The sequence below is a fragment of the Pectobacterium betavasculorum genome (genome assembly GCF_000749845.1).
Taxonomy (GTDB): Bacteria; Pseudomonadota; Gammaproteobacteria; order Enterobacterales; family Enterobacteriaceae; genus Pectobacterium; species Pectobacterium betavasculorum.
Window position 1 is genome coordinate 1,458,230 of sequence record NZ_JQHM01000001.1, and the last position, 16,760, is coordinate 1,474,989.

A 16,760-nucleotide genomic window follows, 5' to 3' on the forward strand; every position below is an offset into this window, starting at 1 on the left:
ACATGGCACGCCCGGAGAATTCCTCCCCCGCTCGCCGCCGCTTTCTGCGTGACGCCGTTCGGGCCGTCGCGGGTTTATCCGCAGCGGTGACGATACTCGGCATTCAGCAGCAGCGCGCGCAGGCTGACGTACTCCGGCTGCGGCCGCCGGGTGCGCTGCCTGAAGCGGCGTTTTCCGGTGCCTGCATCCGCTGTGGTCAATGTGTTCAGGTCTGTCCTTACGACACGCTGAAGCTGGCGACGCTGGTATCCGGCTCAGCAGCGGGTAGCCCTTACTTTGTCGCACGCGATATCCCATGTGAGATGTGCGAGGACATTCCCTGCGTGGTCGCTTGCCCCAGCGGTGCCTTACAGCCGCTGGATGCTATCGATGATGCCCGCATGGGATTAGCGGTGTTGTTAGATCAGGAGAACTGCCTGAACTATCAGGGATTACGCTGCGATGTGTGTTATCGCGTCTGCCCCCTTATTGATAGCGCCATCACACTGGAGCCAGAACGCAATGCCCGCACCGGAAAGCATGCTCGCTTTCTACCTATCGTGCATAGCGATGTGTGTACCGGCTGCGGCAAATGTGAAAAAGCCTGCGTGCTGGAACAGCCTGCGATAAAGGTCTTACCGCGTGCGCTGGCAAAAGGCGAACTCGGGCACCACTACCGTTTCAACTGGCTGGAGGCACGCGATGGCAAATCGTAAGCAAGACGCCGGACGAGAAGCTCAGGCGAAAAAAGGCTGGTGGCGCAGTCACCGCTGGCTAGTTCTGCGTCGTCTGACCCAATCACTGGTACTGCTCATGTTCCTCAGCGGCCCGCTGTTAGGGTTCTGGATCTTGCGCGGTAACTACAGCGCCAGTCGATTGCTCGACACCGTGCCACTTAGCGACCCGCTAATGGTGCTGCAAAGTCTGGCTAGTGGCCATCTACCCGCCGCTCTCGCGCTCGTCGGGGCGCTGATTATTGCGCTGAGCTATGCACTGGCGGGCAAGCGCCTGTTCTGTAGCTGGGTCTGCCCTGTGAATCCGCTCACCGATTTAGCTGCCTGGCTGCGCCGTCGTTTCGGTATCACCGCCTCGGCAACGCTCCCCCGCAATCTGCGTTACTTACTGCTGATACTTATTCTGGCAGGTAGCGCACTGACGGGTGGGCTGTTGTGGGAATGGGTCAACCCTGTCTCATTGATGGGTCGTGGGCTAATTTTCGGGTTCGGTGCAGGTATCTGGTTGCTGCTGGCGCTGTTCCTGTTTGATTTGTTGGTCGTGGAACACGGCTGGTGCGGGCACCTTTGCCCGACGGGTGCGCTGTATGGTGCGCTTGGCGGCAAAGGTGCGTTAGTTGTGGATGCCGCCGAGCGTGAACGTTGTACGCGCTGCATGGACTGTTTTCATGTCTGTCCAGAGCCGCAGGTACTGCGCGCGCCCTTGCTCGATAAAGACAGTCCGGTACAGGTGACTGACCGAGACTGCATAACATGCGGACGCTGCATTGATGTCTGCGCTGAAGACGTTTTTAAAATAACCCTTAGATGGAAATCGGGAGCAAAGTCATGAAAAGCCTGAGAATGGGATGGTTTCGTTGGTTCACCGCCCTGGCAATAATGTGCAGTGCGATAGCCACTGCACAGGTCGATTTAAGCCAATCGCCGGAAGTCGCCGCCGCACAGCCGGGAAACAGCCGGATGCCAAAGCAGCAGGAGCGTATGGCGCTCAACTATGTCAACCAACCGCCGATGATTCCGCATAGCGTAGATGGCTATCAGGTCACCCCAAGCTTTAACCGCTGCTTACAGTGTCACGGCGTGGAGAACTACCGTTCCACCAGCGCCCCCCGCGTCAGCCCGACGCACTTTGTCGACAGAGACGGCAAAGTGCTGAGCAATGTGGCACCTGCACGTCATTTCTGCCTGCAATGCCACGTGCCGCAGGCGGACAGTTCGCCGATTACTGGCAATACGTTCACCCCTTCTAAAGGCTTTGGACAGTGAGGTTTGCTATGAAACAGCCAGGAAAAGTAGGACGGTTGTTGCGCCAGCTATGGCAATGGTGGCGTCGCCCAAGTCGGCTGGCGCTGGGAACGTTACTGATTATCGGTTTCGCAGGCGGTATTTTCTTTCTGGCGACGTCCCAGAAAGGCATGGAAATGAGCAACAGCGAGGCGTTCTGCATCAGCTGTCATGAAATGCGCAATACCGTTTATCAGGAATATATGGAAACCGCGCACTACAGCAACCGCAGTGGCGTGCGCGCCACCTGCCCGGATTGCCACGTTCCGCATGAGTTTGTGCCAAAAATGGTGCGTAAGATTCAGGCCAGCAAAGAGCTTTACGGCAAAATAATGGGTACGATTGATACGCCACAAAAGTTTGAAGCACACCGGCTGACAATGGCGCAGAGCGAATGGCGGCGCATGAAAAATAACAATTCTCAGGAATGCCGCAACTGCCACAACTTTGACTACATGGACTTCTCAGGGCAAAAAACGGTCGCGGCGGAAAAACACAGCGAAGCGATTAAACTCGGTCAAACTTGTATCGATTGCCATAAAGGCATCGCACACAAACTGCCGGACATGCACGGCGTCAAAAGCGGGTTATAACCCGCGTCTCCTTGTAACTCACGGGACGGCGTATGCCGTCCTCACCACAAGCGGAAGTATCCGCCCCTTCCAAATCTGATTGTTGTGAGTACAGTGAGGGTTTCGTGCGCAATAAGTAATGTGATTTTCTGCAACTCGCGTCGCACGCGCCCGACGCGGGGCGGCTCATCGCCGTCGCCCCGCGACCCCTGGCTTTTTGCGGTAAATCGCGCCGCTTCGCGGTGCCTTCGGCGCGCGTACCCGCTGTTCGGACCGTCTGCGACGCGCTCCCGGCACGGCGCAGACTTTCGCGGCGTCCATGCCGCTCATCCGGCGGCTACGCCCACCTCAGCGCAATTCTTTACGCTTGAAATCTTCACTGCAACAGTTGCAAAGAGTTACCCTGCTCATTGCGCACGAAACCTTCACCGTAACAACAAAAGGGCGATATCTCGCCCTTCTGCTATTGATGATGAAGATAAAAAGGATCTACTTCCCCGTAGCCGCCTGCACCGACAGTGACGCTTTCGCCTGCGCCACGCTACGCTCGATGACCGCTCGGCGTGTGTCGTTTTGCGGAAGCAGTTTCAGCATTGTTTTCCAGGCCTCAATCGCGTCTTGATAGCGCTGGGCTTCATAGGCATTGAAAGCCAGCAGACTCAGCACGCGTACATTGGTTGAGCCGGAATTCAGCAGTTCATGCAGCATCTCGCTACCGCGCTGGCTATCACGCGGATCGGTGGAACGCGAAAGTAGGTCGGCATAGTCCAGCGCCAGATCCGTATTTTTCGGATCGAGAGAGAACGCTTTAGCAAACGCTTGTACGGACATGTCATAGTTATTCAGCAAGCCCGCAATACGCCCCAGCATCCACCAGTCTTGTGCATTATCTGGCTGCGCTTCCAGTTGGCTGCGTAGCCCCAGACCGAGACGCGCGACCTCTTCAATGGTCAGTGGTTCAGCATCGGGATCCAATGCCCGCTTCATCAGGTCCGGCGTTAACGCCACAACCTGTTGCAATTCCTGCACCCGATTAACCGCAGACGTCTGCCAAAACACACCGCAACTGACGATGACCAACAACAGCACGCCCGGCAGTAAAACCCAACGGCTCAACGGGCGCTGGTGTGACTTCGTACCGTCAGGAATATCCTGCAATAGCGTATGCTGGAGTTCTTCAACTAACTGAGCACGCTCCGGTTCATTGTCAACATCCCCATTAAGCTCACGCAGGCGATCGCGATACAGCGCCTGATTGATCGCATCACGATCGTATTCGCCCCGTGATGACCACGGCGCAAGCAGCAACGCGGACAGGCCAATCAGCGATAACACAATGATGGTTGTCAGTAACATCATTCCGATTTCTCCTCACGATCCAACAACATCTGCAAACGCTTTTTGTCCTGTTCGCTCATCGGTTCTTTGGCACTTTTAATGCGGCGCGTGCGCCGAATAATCATCGCAGCACCAGCAGTCAGAAACAGCGCAGGCAGTAGCCATAGCAAGATCGTGAAAGGCGTGATCGGCGGTTCATACGTCACAAAATAACCGTAACGATCCACCATGTAATCGACAACCTGCTCTTTCGTTTGCCCTTGCTGCATGAGCTCATACACTTTCTGCCGCATATCTGAAGCAATCATCGAATTGGAATCGGCAATGCTGTTGTTCTGGCATTTCGGGCAGCGCAGTTGCATGGTTAATTCACGGAACTGTTGCTCCTGCGCGTCGTTGTCAAAACGTAATACCTCAGATGACGCCAGCACGCTAAACGACAGCAGCAGTGTACCAAGGAAGCTGATCACTCTCATGCACCGCCCTCCTTGCTGTATTTTTCCCACAGCGGTTGCAGCGTGTCTTGCCACACCTGCATGTTGAGATCGCCCGCGTGGCGATAGCGAATGATACCTTTCCCATCGATCAGGAAGGTTTCCGGCGCGCCGTACACGCCCAGATCCAGTCCCAGCATGCCATCGCCGTCAAACAAGCTCAGCGCATAAGGGTTGCCTAACGTCTTCAACCATTCGACCGCTTTAGGACGTTCATCTTTATAGTTCATGCCCACGACGCGAATTCCCTGCGTCGCCAGCGTATTGAGAAACTGGTGCTCAGCCCTACACGTTGGGCACCAGGTCGCCCAGACGTTCAGCAGCAGCGGCTTGCCATCGCTCAACTCAGATTGGCTGTAAATCTTTCCCGGCTGATCCAGCGATTCAAGACGAAACGCAGGGATTGATTTACCAATCAGGGCAGACTCCAGCCGCATGGGATCGTCGCCGTCGCTGTTGCGCATCAATTGCCACAGCAAGGCAACGGCCAGCAGTAAAAACAGGGCGAGCGGGATTAACAAAATCTTACGGCTCATGATGATGTCTCCCTAACCGCGCGACGCAGGCGATAGCGAGGGTCAAACATGCACAGGATACCCCCTAACGCCATCAGCCCCCCGCCGTACCATATCCAGCGGATAAAGGGTTTGTAATACAGTCGTACCGCCCAGCTACCGTCATCTAACTGCTCGCCCAAGGCCGCATAGAGATCGCGCGTCACGCCCGCATCAATAGCGGCTTCCGTCATGACCGCGCCGCTGGTGTTATAGAAGCGTTTTTCCGCTTTCAGGATCGCCTCCTGCTTGCCGTTACGCGTGACCTCAATGGTTCCTTTACCACTGCGCCAGTTAGGTCCCACGACATCCTGCACGCCTTGAAATGTAAAACGGTAATCATGAATTTGTATGCTGTCGCCTGCCCGCATCCGTACATCGCGCTCGACGCTATAATTCTGGCTGAAGGCAATACCGACCACCGTCACCGCCAGCCCAATATGACCGCACACCATGCCCCACTGGCTCAATGAGAGCTTGGTCAAACCGCGCAGTAAACCGTGACGCTGGGTGGAACTGGTATGCAGCTCGTACACCGTTAAGAAGAATACCCACAGCGCCATCGATAGGCCGACCGCCGTCATGGCAACCAGCGAGTCCTGTAATAGCCACGGAAGCAGCAGCGACAACGCGGCAGTCACAACCAGCGCAATTAGCAGTAGCTTGCGCAGCTTTTGCGGCTCATCCCGACGCCAGCGAACCAGTGGCCCCACGCCCAACAGCAGAGCAAAAGGTGCCATTAACAGGGTAAACATGGTGTTGAAGAACGGTGCGCCAATGGAAATACTGCCCAAACCCAGTTGCTTATGCACCAACGGCAACAGCGTTCCCAGCAGCACCACGAGCGTGGCCGCCATCAGAATCAGGTTATTGCCGAGCAGGAATGTCTCGCGTGACCAGAGCGAGTTCGTCACCCGCGCCCGCACACTATTGCCCTTGATGGCGAACAGCAGCAACGAACCGCCGATGACAATGACCAGAAATGCGAGAATAAACATCCCACGCGCCGGATCGGAGGCAAATGCGTGCACCGAAACCAGTACGCCGGAACGTACCAGAAAGGTACCCAACAGGCAGAGCGAGAATGCACCGATAGCCAACAACACCGTCCAGGCCTTAAAGCTGCCGCGTTTTTCGGTGACCGACAGCGAATGCAGCAGCGCCGTACCCACCAGCCACGGCATTAATGACGCATTTTCTACCGGATCCCAGAACCACCAACCGCCCCAGCCAAGCTCGTAATACGCCCACCCTGAACCCAGCACGATACCCAACGTCAGGAATGACCAGGCCGCCTGCGTCCACGGTCGGGACCAACGTGCCCACGCGCTGTCCAACCGTTCAGCCAGCAGAGAGGCAACTGCAAACGCAAATGCCACAGAAAACCCAACATAGCCCATGTAAAGCAGCGGAGGGTGGAAGATTAACCCAACATCCTGCAACAGCGGATTGAGATCGCGCCCGTCAATCGGGTAGTTCGGCAGCGTGCGCGTAAAGGGATTCGACGTCAGAATAATGAACAACAAAAAGCCGACATTAATCATCCCCATGACGGCTAATACCCGGGCGACCGCATCCAGCGACATCCCCCGGCTGAATACCGCCACGGCAAAGGTCCAACCGCTCATCAGCAGAACCCAGAGCAGCAACGATCCTTCATGCGCGCCCCACGCCGCCGCCACGCGATACCAGACTGGTAACGCACGGTTCGAGTTGTTTGCTACATAGAGGACGGTGAAATCATTGATCACCAGCGCATGTACCAACACGAGGAAGGAAGCCAAAATGCATGCAAACAGCGCCCAGGCAAGAGGACGCGCCAGCGCCATCAGGCGAGTATCCTGACGTGAAGCTCCCCATAGCGGATACACGCTGAGCAATAGCGCGACGCCCAGAGCCAGACAGAGCAGATAATTGCCCACTTCAGGCATCATAACCGTTTACCCTCTGCGCCAGCCGCGGGGGCATGACCGTGCTGCCCTTCCATCGCCGCTTTGATTTCCGGTGGCGTGTAGTTTTCATCATGCCGGGCAAGCACTTCTTTCGCCGCAATATGATCGTCGGTATCCAGAATGCCCTGCGCCACAACGCCTTGCCCTTCGCGGAACAAATCCGGCAGCATCCCGTTGTAAGTCACGTCCACTGAACCCTGTGCATCATAAACGGTGAAACGGACTTCCAGACTTTGGCTGTCACGACGTACGCTGCCCGGCATCACCATACCGCCAACGCGCAAACGCTGCCCGATCGCCGGTTTTTCCTGCGTTTCATTTTTGCCGTAGAGAATTTCGCTGGGCGTATAGAAGAGATCGATATTTGAACTCAGCGCATAGAGCGTCAGCGCTACCGTCACCACCGCGCCGCAGACAACGGCCAGAATGGCATAGAGGCGAGTTTTACGCGGTGCACTCATTGCGCTACCTCCAACGCTGACTGACGCGCCGTACTCTTACGCTGCTCGCGCGCCTGCTGGCGGCGAATATCCCGCAGCAATGCACGACGGCCCAAAAGGGTATGCCCGATCAACGCACTCAGCGGTAATAGCGTTAACACCACGGCCAGCCACACGTACAAGGCATAGCCGCCCATCGCAAAGAAATCTTGCCAACTCGTGAAGGCGATGTTCATCGTGCTGCTCCTCCTTTATTGACCAGCGCAGTAACCCAAGGTGCATGGCGCTGCTGTACCAGTATCAAATTACGCAATCGCATGAGTGACAACGTCACGAATAAACTCATAAAACCTAGCATCATAATTCGCAGCGGAAGACGCATGGCGGGATCGATGGTCTTCTGCATTTTTGTCGATCCCTGATGCAGGGTATTCCACCACTCGACCGAGAAATGGATGATGGGTAAGTTCACCACGCCCACCAGCACCAGAATGGCCGCGGCACGACCGGCAAGACGGCGATCGTCAAATGCGTTGTAGAGCGCGATGATACCGACGTACAGAAATAACAGGACGAGTTCCGACGTCAGGCGCGCATCCCAAACCCACCACGTTCCCCACATCGGTTTGCCCCAGGTGGCGCCGGTGGTCAGCGCAATAAAGGTAAACACCGCACCGACTGGCGCCATCGCCGCCACGGCAAGCTCCGCCGTTTTTGACTGACGAATCATCCCGACCAGCGCAAAGATTGCCATTACGGCATAAACGCCCATCGACCACACGGCAGCAGGCACGTGCAGGTACATGATGCGATACCCTTGCCCTTGCTGATAATCCACAGGCGCAAACCCGAACCCTAGCAGGCAACCGACGATCAGCAACGCGACGCTGATCAGTGCCACCCAGGGGATAAGCCTGCCGCAAAGGCCATAAAGGCGATCCGGCTGCGTAAGCTGATAGTTTTTTTTCAACATAATCGTGTGCTCACTTTGCGTAAAACGCATCCCAACGGGACGACGAATGCGATCCTGAGATCGGAAAATTATTGTATGCTCACCCGCAATGCCGCCGCCGTGGCAAACGGGCTTAGGGTCGCGCTACCTGCCAGAAAAGCACCGAGTATCGCCAGATACCCGCCCACTGGCAGTTGCATCATCGCGGCCTCGACTGCCGCCGTAGCAAAAATCAACAGCGGTATGGTCAGCGGCAATACCAGCAGGCTTAACAGTACGCCGCTGCGGCGCAGCCCGACCGTTAATCCCGCGCCGATAGCGCCGAGAAAACTCAGCGTTGGCGTGCAGAGCAACAGCGTTAACGCCATCACCCGCCAACCGTGGCAGTCCAGCCCAAACAAAAGCGCCGCCAGCGGCGAAAGCAGTAACAACGGCAACCCACTGACCATCCAGTGCACCACCACTTTCGCCAGTACCACCAACGGTAACGGCAACGGCAGCAACGTCAGCTGTTCCAACGAACCGTCCTGATAGTCATCACGGAAAAGGCGATCCATCGCCAACAGAGAAGCGAGCAGTGCAGCGACCCACACCACGCCCGGCGCCACGCGCATCAATAGCTGCGGTTCTGGCCCAATGGCTAAAGGGAATAAAATGATGACGATGAGGAAAAACCACAGCGGGTTGAGAATTTCGGCGTTATTACGTAGCGCGACACGCAGTTCTCGAGCAATCAGTCGTCGCATTATGGCATTCCCTCACTCGGAGTGAGCTGGATGCAGCGGATACTTTGAGCAAACGGACGTAGCGGCTGATGGGTGGTTAAAATAATAATGCCGCCGTGCGCAATATGGTGTTCCATACGCTGTGTCAGCATTTCGACGCCTGCCACGTCAAGCGCGGTCAGCGGTTCATCCAGAATCCACAGCGGCACGTCGGTGAGCCACAAACGCGCCAGCGCAACGCGCCGCTGTTGTCCTGCCGAAAGACGCGCCACGGGCACATCTTCATATCCTGCCAGCCCGACTGCTGCCAACGCCTGCCAATGTGCATCCTGATGCTGTTGCGGATAGAAGAAGCGCAGGTTTTCTTCACCGGTCAGGACGCTCTTGATGCCCGGCTGATGGCCTAGCCACAGAAGCTGCTGATTAAAATGCTCGCGGATACGATTGATCCTCTGCCCCTGCCAGCAGATTTCTCCCGATTCGGGCGTCGCCAGACCGCTTAACATGCGCAGCAGCGATGTTTTACCTACCCCGTTGGCGCCAGCAATCTGCACCATTTCTCCCGGTTTAGCCGTAAACGACAACGCGCTGAACAGCACATGCTCATCGCGTATGCAAACCACATCGCGCGCTTCTAACATCGGGGTGTACTCCTACTTTCTAATGCCATATACCCTGGGTATAGAATAACATGGTGCCCTTACTCCCCCCTCTCGGGGGGCGTAACCCTAAAGAGTTAATCTTTTTTATTGAGATCAATAAAGTCGGTGATTCCGGTTATCTCCGTCATCATGACGGTGTCAAAAGTCGTGTAGGAGCACAGCGTCTTGGTCATATTTTTATGCAGCCACCGAGACCGTTTCGTGCACCATAAGACCTTCATTCACTATTTCTGGCTATTCTTTAGCAGCGTTGCCGTGTTGATCGCTTCGATCAATTGAGCGCGGTTAACCCGGGGGCTGTATGTATCCAACAGGCGCTGCCAGATCGTAATCGCACGTGCATAATCGGCCTTCATGAACGCATCAGACGCCAGTAGCATCAGCGCCGTGACTTCATTGGCGTCCAGCGCCAGCGCTTTATCGACCATCTCCTGCATAGGAGGCGTGACAACCTGACCAGACTGGTAATACAGCACCGTCGCCAGCGCCGAATACAACTCCGCACTGTCACCCTTCAGTGCAATCGCCTGCCGATAAGCGCGCAGTGCGTTGTCATAGGCGTTACGGTAAAGATAATATTCACCCAGCTCGGCCCAGAGAGCGCTATCACCCGGCGTGTTACGAATGTTGTCCTGCAAGGCAGCAAGCTGTTTTTCCTGCTGCTGTGCGTCGCTAAAATCACGTAGCGGATCGGCAAGCCGCTGGCGTTCCGCCTGAACCAGCACACCGCGCGGGCTCAGCGCATAGAACGCCGCACTGCTCAATAGGATAACGATGACCACAGCAACAACGGCGATAGTGGGCATCGGGCGCGGTGCGGAAGAAGAGGATAGCGTTAACGGCAAATCGTGAGCCAGTTCGCGCCCCAGCATCTTGGCTTCATGCTCAGAAAGGTGCTTCACTGCCTGTTCACACTGAAAATGCCAGATGCGTTCCGCTAAACGCGGTAGCTTTCCATCCCCTTCCGTATTGCGCAGGGGCAATAGCGGCCACAGCAGTCCAACACCGAGAACAAGCACAGCGACAGCGACGATCAGCACGTTTAGCAGACTCATAGGTGCCCCCCTCGGTTCTGTCGCCGCATCACCCGCCACGCAATCACCGCGATCGCTAACAGCAAAAGCAATGGCGTTAGCCAAAGGATGGCGGTTTGCATTTTAATTGGGGGGTTGTATTGAACAAAATCGCCATAGCGCTGGTTCATAAACGCCATAATTTCTGACTTGTCTTTGCCCTGCTCCACCATGGAAAAAACCTCATGGCGCATGCTGACCGCCACGGGCGAGTTCGACTCCAGCAGGCTCTGGTTCTGGCACTGCGGGCAGCGTAATTCCCCAGCAATCGCCATCGCTTCCTGGCGCTGTGCCTGACTGGAAAACACCCAGGTATCGACCACCTGAGCCTGCACAGAAAAAGCCAGCAGCATAAAAAAGAGCATAGGATATTTAGTCATAAGCCCTTCTCCCTCTGAACCATCCCAGCAGTGCGCCCGCAACCATTAGCATGCCGCCGCCCCACACCCAGCGAACGCCGGTTTGCACATAGAAACGCATCGCATAGCGGTTTTCGCCGGTTTTCTCTCCCATCACGGCATACCATTCTCTGATTGGCCCCCAGGCAATACCCGGTTCAATCATCTGCTGTTTGCGTGCATTGTAATAACGGCGTTCTGGGATGACGCGGGCGATCGGCGAGTCGCCACGATAAATCGCAATCACGGCCTGCTCTGCGGTGTAATTCTGCGCCGCCACTAAATCCAACTGTAAAAAATGAAATTGATAGTCACCCAGCGTAACCTGTTCTCCCTGACCCACATTGGCGCTGATTTCCTGCTTGCTGCCCGCAGAGAACGCAATCCCCAAGGCAAACAGCGCCACTCCCGTATGTGCTAACAGCGCTGGAAGCTGCTGGCGTAGCGCCGACAGCGGCTGTAGCCACTGCGCAGCCATCACCCAGCCGATCAGACCGGAAGCCAGCGCCACATCGTACCCATACGGCCATAAGACCAAAGTGATGACGACACCGACCGCCAGCGTCACGCCTAAACGCCAGACAGGCCAACGCGCGCTACGTTTCCAGTAGCCTCCCGCTGCGACTCCAATGAGCAACAGCATCAAGCCAGCGAAGGGCAAGAGCACGCGATTAAAATAGGGCGCGCCTACTGAGATTTTCCCCCAGCCTGCCAGTCCATAAATCATCGGATAAAGCGTGCCAAGCATGACCACCAGCGCGACGGCACTAAATAACAACAGCACCAGCAATATTGCCATTTCCCGTGACCAGCCGGAGAAACGGGCTGCGGGGTGGACAAGCTGAGCACGCCAGCCATAAACAGCCAGCGCCGCCATGCTTAAACAGGCAAACAGGATAAATAAAGGCACCGCGCGGTCATGTTCGAGGGCGAAGGCATGGACAGAAACCAGTATTCCGGAACGAACAATCAGCGTCCCCAGCAGGCATAAAATGAACGTCAACAGCGCCAATATCAGTGACCAATGGCGGAAGATACCGCGCATTCGCGTGACAGACAGACTGTGAAGTAATGCGCTGGCCGTTAACCACGGGAGCAATGAGGCGTTTTCTACCGGATCCCAGAACCACCATCCTCCCCAGCCCAGCTCGTTATAAGCCCACCACGACCCCAAAATGATTCCCAGCGTTAGCAGACTCCAGGCTGGCAGCGTCCAGCGCCAGCAAATCCAGGCGGCCGGAGCCGTTAACTCGCCGTGAATTAGAGCGGCTAACGCCAGTGCTGCACTCACGGTTAAACCGCCATAGCCTAGGTAGAGCAAGGGTGGATGGAGAATGAGGCCAATATGTTGCAGCATCGGGTTGAGATCCCTCCCCGCCACCGCAAGCGGGAAGAGACGCACAAAGGGATCGGAAAAAAACACAATGAATACCAGCAATGCGGTCGCAATCACCGCGAGCATCGCCAGCGTCAGCGGGAACAGATCGCTCGTCGCCTTGCGATAGCGACAGGCGAACGCGGCGCTCCAGCCGGACAAACACAGCAGCCACAGCAGCAGCGACCCTTCATGCCCGCCCCAAACCGCCGCAATTTTTAGCCCCAGCGGTAAATCACGGTGGCTATGCTGAGCGACGTAATTAACAGAAAAATCATCCTGTGCCACGCTTAGCGTCAGCGCGACAAACGCGAACAGCACGAGACCAAACAGCACCAGCGTCCAGCACCGCGCCAGTCGGTAAGTGCCCGACCAGCGCAGAGAGTAGCCTGAAAATGTTAGCAATGCCGTGGCCACACCGACGCAAACTGCCAGTAACAGCGCCACATACCCAAACTCTGGCAATAACAACATCAACAGGCCTCTTGCTGGAAGCTAGACAACGGTTAACTGCCCCGCATAGAGGATAAAGAAGCGCAGCAGCAAAACGCCTACTAAACTCATGCCGCAGACCGCCAGCACCCCATAGGGTGAATGCTGACGGTTAGCCCACGACTTGAGCAGCAAGGGAATGACTAATCCAACCCCTACCACACCCAGCCAGAACCACACGGCCCAGAATCCACCACCCAACGCAGCCACTAACGCCCGCTGCTTCCCATCATCCCCCAAAGCAAGGCCAATAAAGAACGCGAACAGCAAGAAGATCTCTAGCCACACGACCGGCGTTTCGACGCGATGAACAAAGTGCGCCTCGTCGCTATGCGGATTGCGACGATAGCGGCAGGTCATAGCGATCAGCGCCACTGCGGCACCGGAGGACACCCCCGAAAACAGGAATAACGCGGGCAGAATCGGGTTATTCAGCAGCGGGTAGGTCTTCAGCGCGGAGAGTAAAAATCCGGTGTAAGCCCCTAACATCACCGCAAGCAGTAACATCACGATATCCAGCGATTTCTGCATCGGTGCCAGCCAGCCGAGCACCTTGGGGAAGAGAGTCAGCTTCGGCAGCCAGCGCTGTTGCAGTACAATAGCCTGCTCGCTAAAAATATTGACCAGCCAGACTGCCAGCGCCGCCATGTAAACCTGAAACAGCATCACCCCAACCGACATCACCGAGGTAAAACTGTAATGGAACATCAGCTTCCAGAACGTCCAGGGGCGCGTCAGGTGGAAGACCAGAATCAGCAATCCGAAAATGATGGTGCACGGCGCGAGAATAAGCGTGGTGCGCATTAGCGTACTGTCTGCGGTGGCCTGTTCGGGATGGTAGCGCCGCAGTAGGGCCGACAGCGTCACCAGACCCGCAGAAATACCCACCAGGAACAGGTAAATCGCAATCGGCCAGTCCCAGACTAACGAATCAAAATGGAATGCGCTTGAAGACACCGGCGTCATTGATGAACCTCCCCGTATTTAAACGGTACGCGATAAACCTTAGGACGAGTGCCGAGCGCGATTTTGTAGCGATAGGTCGGCTGTTGACGAAGCAGGCGGGAAATTTCGCTGTCAGGATCGTCAAGATTACCAAACGTCAGCGCATTCGTCGGACAAGACAACACACAGGCAGGCAGTTTTCCGGCTTTCAGATTGGTCTTGCGGCAAAAATCACACTTATCCGCCGTTTTCGTCTTCGGATGAATAAAGCGCACCTGATAAGGGCAGGCCGCAATACAGTATTGGCACCCTACGCACAGGTCGGGATCCACATCTACAATGCCGCTTGCCGCATCACGATACGACGCACCAGTAGGGCACACGTCAACGCAGGGGGAATTCTCACAGTGCTGACAGGAGTGACGGAAAAAGCGATATTTCACGTCTGGGAATGTCCCAATCGGTTCGCTGCGAATGATCGTCAGACGCGATACCCCCTCCGGCACCTGATTGACCTCACGACAGGCATCCATGCACGCCGTACAGCCGATACAGAGCGATTCATCGTGGATCATGCCGTAGCGGACGCCGTTAACGTTCAGCGTCTGTGCAACGACCTGCCCCGCCGCACTGGTGATGGCGATCAGCCCTCCCATACGGGCAAGAAATTGACGACGAGAGCAACTCATGGCTGCCTCTTATTACCCAGATGCACTGAGGCTGGGTTGAAGTCTGGGTTATTACGCTGATCGCTATGGCAATCCACGCACAGTTTGATGCGACTCTTGTCGTTCAGCGTCTGCATACTGTCCTGCGTGGGGTGCAGTTGATGGCAGCTGGCACACGCCACTTTCGTCACATGCACATCGTGTGGCCAAAACGCTTTCTGTAACTGCTCCGGCGCATGGCATGACATACAGACGCTGTTCTGTTCTTCCACCTTATACATCGGGAAGTTAAAGCGCATGACATCTTTAACGCCTTCGCGGTGTAGTAGTGACGGCTTGCCGTGACAGTTCGTGCAGGTCAGCTGTTGTTGATTATGCGGGTTGACGGCGGTGGCATGCTTGCCTTGCATGCCATCCTCTTCCGGTTTATGGCACTGTAGACAAGCCTCATCGGGATTGCGCTGCGGCATGACCTCCCACCGCTCTCCTTTTTCCGCCTGAGGTGCGGGCTGCGTCAGCCCTGGCAATGCCCAAAGCATGCCTGATACCAGCACCCCGGCAGTCAATAACGAACGTAATACGCTCATATCCACTCCACTTTATGATCGCCCGCGTCCACGGGCGATGAGGGGTTATTAGTTCAGTCGTCCAGCTTTACGCGCTTGCTCATCCCACTGCGGCACTACCGTATTCAGGAAATCCTGTTTTTCGGCGTTGATTTGCTGCATGTTGAGACCAATCGCCTGTTGCGCTTTCTCTTTCGTCGAGATATCCGGCAACTTGACTTCCCCTGTCACACCTTTCTGTGCCAATAGGCGCACCAGTTTGGTTCTCGCCTCGGCAGATTTGCTCAGCGAGGTGCCAAGCATCCGTAAGCCTTCATCCGGCGCATGCATATGAATGCCGTGAGACGCCACTGCCAAATCCCAGCGCCACTGTGCATGGCGGATATCCATCAGAATCGGCTGCATGTCTGCTTCGGTTGCACCGGCATCCCAGGCCGCTTTGGCCTCAAAATGCGCGTGAACCAGTTGCTCCTCTGCTTTCAGTTTCAATTCCTGAATCGCCGTTTTGCGTTCAGCGACAACTGCCTGCATTGCCGCTTTATCCTGCGTATGGCAATTGGTGCAGGTTTCGCCGTAGTTATCGAAGGGGTTACCTATCTTGTGATCGGTGTACAGCTTGCCATCTGCGTTTTTCACTTTCGGCATATGGCAGTCGATACAGGTCACGTTGTTTTTACCGTGGATACCAACGCTCCAGGTTTCATACTCTGGATGTTGGGCTTTCAGCATCGGTGCACGGGAAAGGGTGTTAGTCCAGTCGGAGAAGGAAATGGCGTCATAGTATTTCTCCATGTCTTCGACTTTCGTGCCGTTATCCCATGGGAATTTCACCGCTTTATCTTTGCCAGAAAAATAATACTCAACGTGACATTGTCCACAGACCATGGACTGCTGTCCGAACCGACTGGCGTTATCAAACGGTTTGCCAATCGCCTCCATTGCGCGCTCCGCGTAAGGACGGGACAGCGTCAGCGCGGGTTTGCCCTGAGCAAAATCCGGGGATGCGGTATCATGGCAATCTGCACAGCCGAGATCGTTAGTAATCTCCGGTCCGCCGCGCGCCCATTTGCCTTTGAAGTAGCCTTCCTCGCCTTCCTGTTGGATCAATCGGGCGACGTCCGGGCTTTTACAACTCCAGCACGCCATTGGCAGAGGACCATCTTCCGCCGTCTTCGGTGCGCCGGTGCGTAGCGTTTCACGCACGTCCGTTAACGCATAAGCATGGCCGCGCGGCTTATTATAGTCTCTGGAAAAAGGGTAACCCGCCCAGAGGATCACCATATAGGGATCTTCTGCCAGCGCATCGTGGCGCTCAGACTGTTCGCCGGTCGCTTTCCACGAGTTGAACTGATCGGGGTGTTGATTGATGAATACCGAGTTTCTTGCCTCTATCGGGGCGGGAGAAGGAGACGCCGGAACATCCGCCGAATAGGCTGGCATCATTAGAAAGAGACTGGCTACCATGCCCCACAGATAGGAGATTGACATGCTTATCCTGACCATGCGTTTGTGTCCACATTAAGCCGCCTGCTGGCGGTCATTTTAGTTATCCATTCG

General features: G+C 55.8%; 20 protein-coding genes. 4 read left to right on the forward strand and 16 right to left on the reverse strand.

Translation table 11 applies throughout. The annotated features are described in order from the left end of the window. The first annotated feature begins 2 nt into the window (after nucleotides 1-2). From napG to napC, 4 genes are read left to right on the forward strand one after another with little or no spacing between them, the layout of a single operon-like run. Nucleotides 3-695 carry a ferredoxin-type protein NapG gene (napG, locus tag KP22_RS06650; protein WP_039323155.1) on the forward strand — a complete coding sequence of 231 codons (693 nt, stop codon included), beginning with the start codon at nucleotides 3-5 and terminating at the stop codon, nucleotides 693-695. Further along, entirely contained in the window at nucleotides 682-1,545 is an 864-nt protein-coding gene (napH, locus tag KP22_RS06655; RefSeq protein ID WP_039299103.1) for a quinol dehydrogenase ferredoxin subunit NapH, read from the forward strand. Before napG ends, napH begins: the two co-directional genes overlap by 14 nt. Then, nucleotides 1,542-1,979, forward strand: coding sequence for a nitrate reductase cytochrome c-type subunit (napB, locus tag KP22_RS06660; RefSeq protein WP_039323159.1), 438 nt, complete (start codon nucleotides 1,542-1,544; stop codon nucleotides 1,977-1,979). The genes napH and napB overlap by 4 nt, the downstream gene beginning before the upstream one ends. A gap of 8 nt (nucleotides 1,980-1,987) precedes the next feature. Then, nucleotides 1,988-2,590, forward strand: coding sequence for a cytochrome c-type protein NapC (gene napC / locus KP22_RS06665; RefSeq protein ID WP_010276503.1), 603 nt, complete (start codon nucleotides 1,988-1,990; stop codon nucleotides 2,588-2,590). Nucleotides 2,591-3,058: 468 nt separating this feature from the next. Here napC and ccmI read toward each other — a convergent pair whose 3' ends face one another. The 16 genes from ccmI to nrfA form a co-directional block, all read right to left on the reverse strand. After that, nucleotides 3,059-3,928 (reverse strand): c-type cytochrome biogenesis protein CcmI, encoded by an 870-nt coding sequence (ccmI, locus tag KP22_RS06670; protein WP_039323162.1) that lies wholly within the window; start codon nucleotides 3,926-3,928, stop codon nucleotides 3,059-3,061. Continuing rightward, a complete protein-coding gene (locus tag KP22_RS06675) occupies nucleotides 3,925-4,383 on the reverse strand; it encodes a cytochrome c-type biogenesis protein (RefSeq protein WP_039299094.1) in 459 nt (152 codons plus the stop codon). The genes ccmI and KP22_RS06675 overlap by 4 nt, the downstream gene beginning before the upstream one ends. Then, nucleotides 4,380-4,937 carry a DsbE family thiol:disulfide interchange protein gene (locus KP22_RS06680; RefSeq protein WP_039299091.1) on the reverse strand — a complete coding sequence of 186 codons (558 nt, stop codon included), beginning with the start codon at nucleotides 4,935-4,937 and terminating at the stop codon, nucleotides 4,380-4,382. Before KP22_RS06680 ends, KP22_RS06675 begins: the two co-directional genes overlap by 4 nt. Next, entirely contained in the window at nucleotides 4,934-6,889 is a 1,956-nt protein-coding gene (locus tag KP22_RS06685; RefSeq protein ID WP_039323164.1) for a heme lyase CcmF/NrfE family subunit, read from the reverse strand. Before KP22_RS06685 ends, KP22_RS06680 begins: the two co-directional genes overlap by 4 nt. Then, nucleotides 6,886-7,368: a cytochrome c maturation protein CcmE gene (gene ccmE, locus KP22_RS06690; RefSeq protein WP_039299086.1), complete on the reverse strand. Its 483-nt coding sequence runs from the start codon at nucleotides 7,366-7,368 to the stop codon at nucleotides 6,886-6,888. Before ccmE ends, KP22_RS06685 begins: the two co-directional genes overlap by 4 nt. After that, nucleotides 7,365-7,583: a heme exporter protein CcmD gene (gene ccmD / locus KP22_RS06695; protein ID WP_039323167.1), complete on the reverse strand. Its 219-nt coding sequence runs from the start codon at nucleotides 7,581-7,583 to the stop codon at nucleotides 7,365-7,367. The genes ccmE and ccmD overlap by 4 nt, the downstream gene beginning before the upstream one ends. After that, nucleotides 7,580-8,320, reverse strand: coding sequence for a heme ABC transporter permease (locus KP22_RS06700; protein ID WP_039301022.1), 741 nt, complete (start codon nucleotides 8,318-8,320; stop codon nucleotides 7,580-7,582). The genes ccmD and KP22_RS06700 overlap by 4 nt, the downstream gene beginning before the upstream one ends. A 68-nt stretch (nucleotides 8,321-8,388) precedes the next feature. Next, the gene (ccmB, locus tag KP22_RS06705; RefSeq protein ID WP_081926227.1) at nucleotides 8,389-9,045 is read right to left on the reverse strand and encodes a heme exporter protein CcmB; all 657 of its coding nucleotides are present in this window, start codon (nucleotides 9,043-9,045) and stop codon (nucleotides 8,389-8,391) included. Continuing rightward, nucleotides 9,045-9,665, reverse strand: coding sequence for a cytochrome c biogenesis heme-transporting ATPase CcmA (ccmA, locus tag KP22_RS06710; protein WP_039323172.1), 621 nt, complete (start codon nucleotides 9,663-9,665; stop codon nucleotides 9,045-9,047). The genes ccmB and ccmA overlap by 1 nt, the downstream gene beginning before the upstream one ends. Before the next feature lie 245 nt (nucleotides 9,666-9,910). Continuing rightward, a complete protein-coding gene (nrfG, locus tag KP22_RS06715; protein WP_039323174.1) occupies nucleotides 9,911-10,741 on the reverse strand; it encodes a heme lyase NrfEFG subunit NrfG in 831 nt (276 codons plus the stop codon). Then, the gene (gene nrfF, locus KP22_RS06720; protein ID WP_039323176.1) at nucleotides 10,738-11,139 is read right to left on the reverse strand and encodes a heme lyase NrfEFG subunit NrfF; all 402 of its coding nucleotides are present in this window, start codon (nucleotides 11,137-11,139) and stop codon (nucleotides 10,738-10,740) included. Before nrfF ends, nrfG begins: the two co-directional genes overlap by 4 nt. Beyond that, nucleotides 11,132-13,006, reverse strand: a complete 1,875-nt coding sequence (locus tag KP22_RS06725) for a heme lyase CcmF/NrfE family subunit (protein WP_039323178.1) — start codon at nucleotides 13,004-13,006, stop codon at nucleotides 11,132-11,134. Before KP22_RS06725 ends, nrfF begins: the two co-directional genes overlap by 8 nt. 21 nt (nucleotides 13,007-13,027) lie before the next feature. Continuing rightward, nucleotides 13,028-13,990, reverse strand: a complete 963-nt coding sequence (nrfD, locus tag KP22_RS06730) for a cytochrome c nitrite reductase subunit NrfD (protein ID WP_039323180.1) — start codon at nucleotides 13,988-13,990, stop codon at nucleotides 13,028-13,030. Beyond that, nucleotides 13,987-14,658: a cytochrome c nitrite reductase Fe-S protein gene (gene nrfC / locus KP22_RS06735; RefSeq protein WP_039299059.1), complete on the reverse strand. Its 672-nt coding sequence runs from the start codon at nucleotides 14,656-14,658 to the stop codon at nucleotides 13,987-13,989. The genes nrfD and nrfC overlap by 4 nt, the downstream gene beginning before the upstream one ends. Continuing rightward, the gene (nrfB, locus tag KP22_RS06740; protein WP_039299056.1) at nucleotides 14,655-15,224 is read right to left on the reverse strand and encodes a cytochrome c nitrite reductase pentaheme subunit; all 570 of its coding nucleotides are present in this window, start codon (nucleotides 15,222-15,224) and stop codon (nucleotides 14,655-14,657) included. Before nrfB ends, nrfC begins: the two co-directional genes overlap by 4 nt. A gap of 48 nt (nucleotides 15,225-15,272) precedes the next feature. After that, entirely contained in the window at nucleotides 15,273-16,691 is a 1,419-nt protein-coding gene (gene nrfA, locus KP22_RS06745) for an ammonia-forming nitrite reductase cytochrome c552 subunit (RefSeq protein ID WP_280513126.1), read from the reverse strand. Nucleotides 16,692-16,760 lie beyond the last annotated feature (69 nt).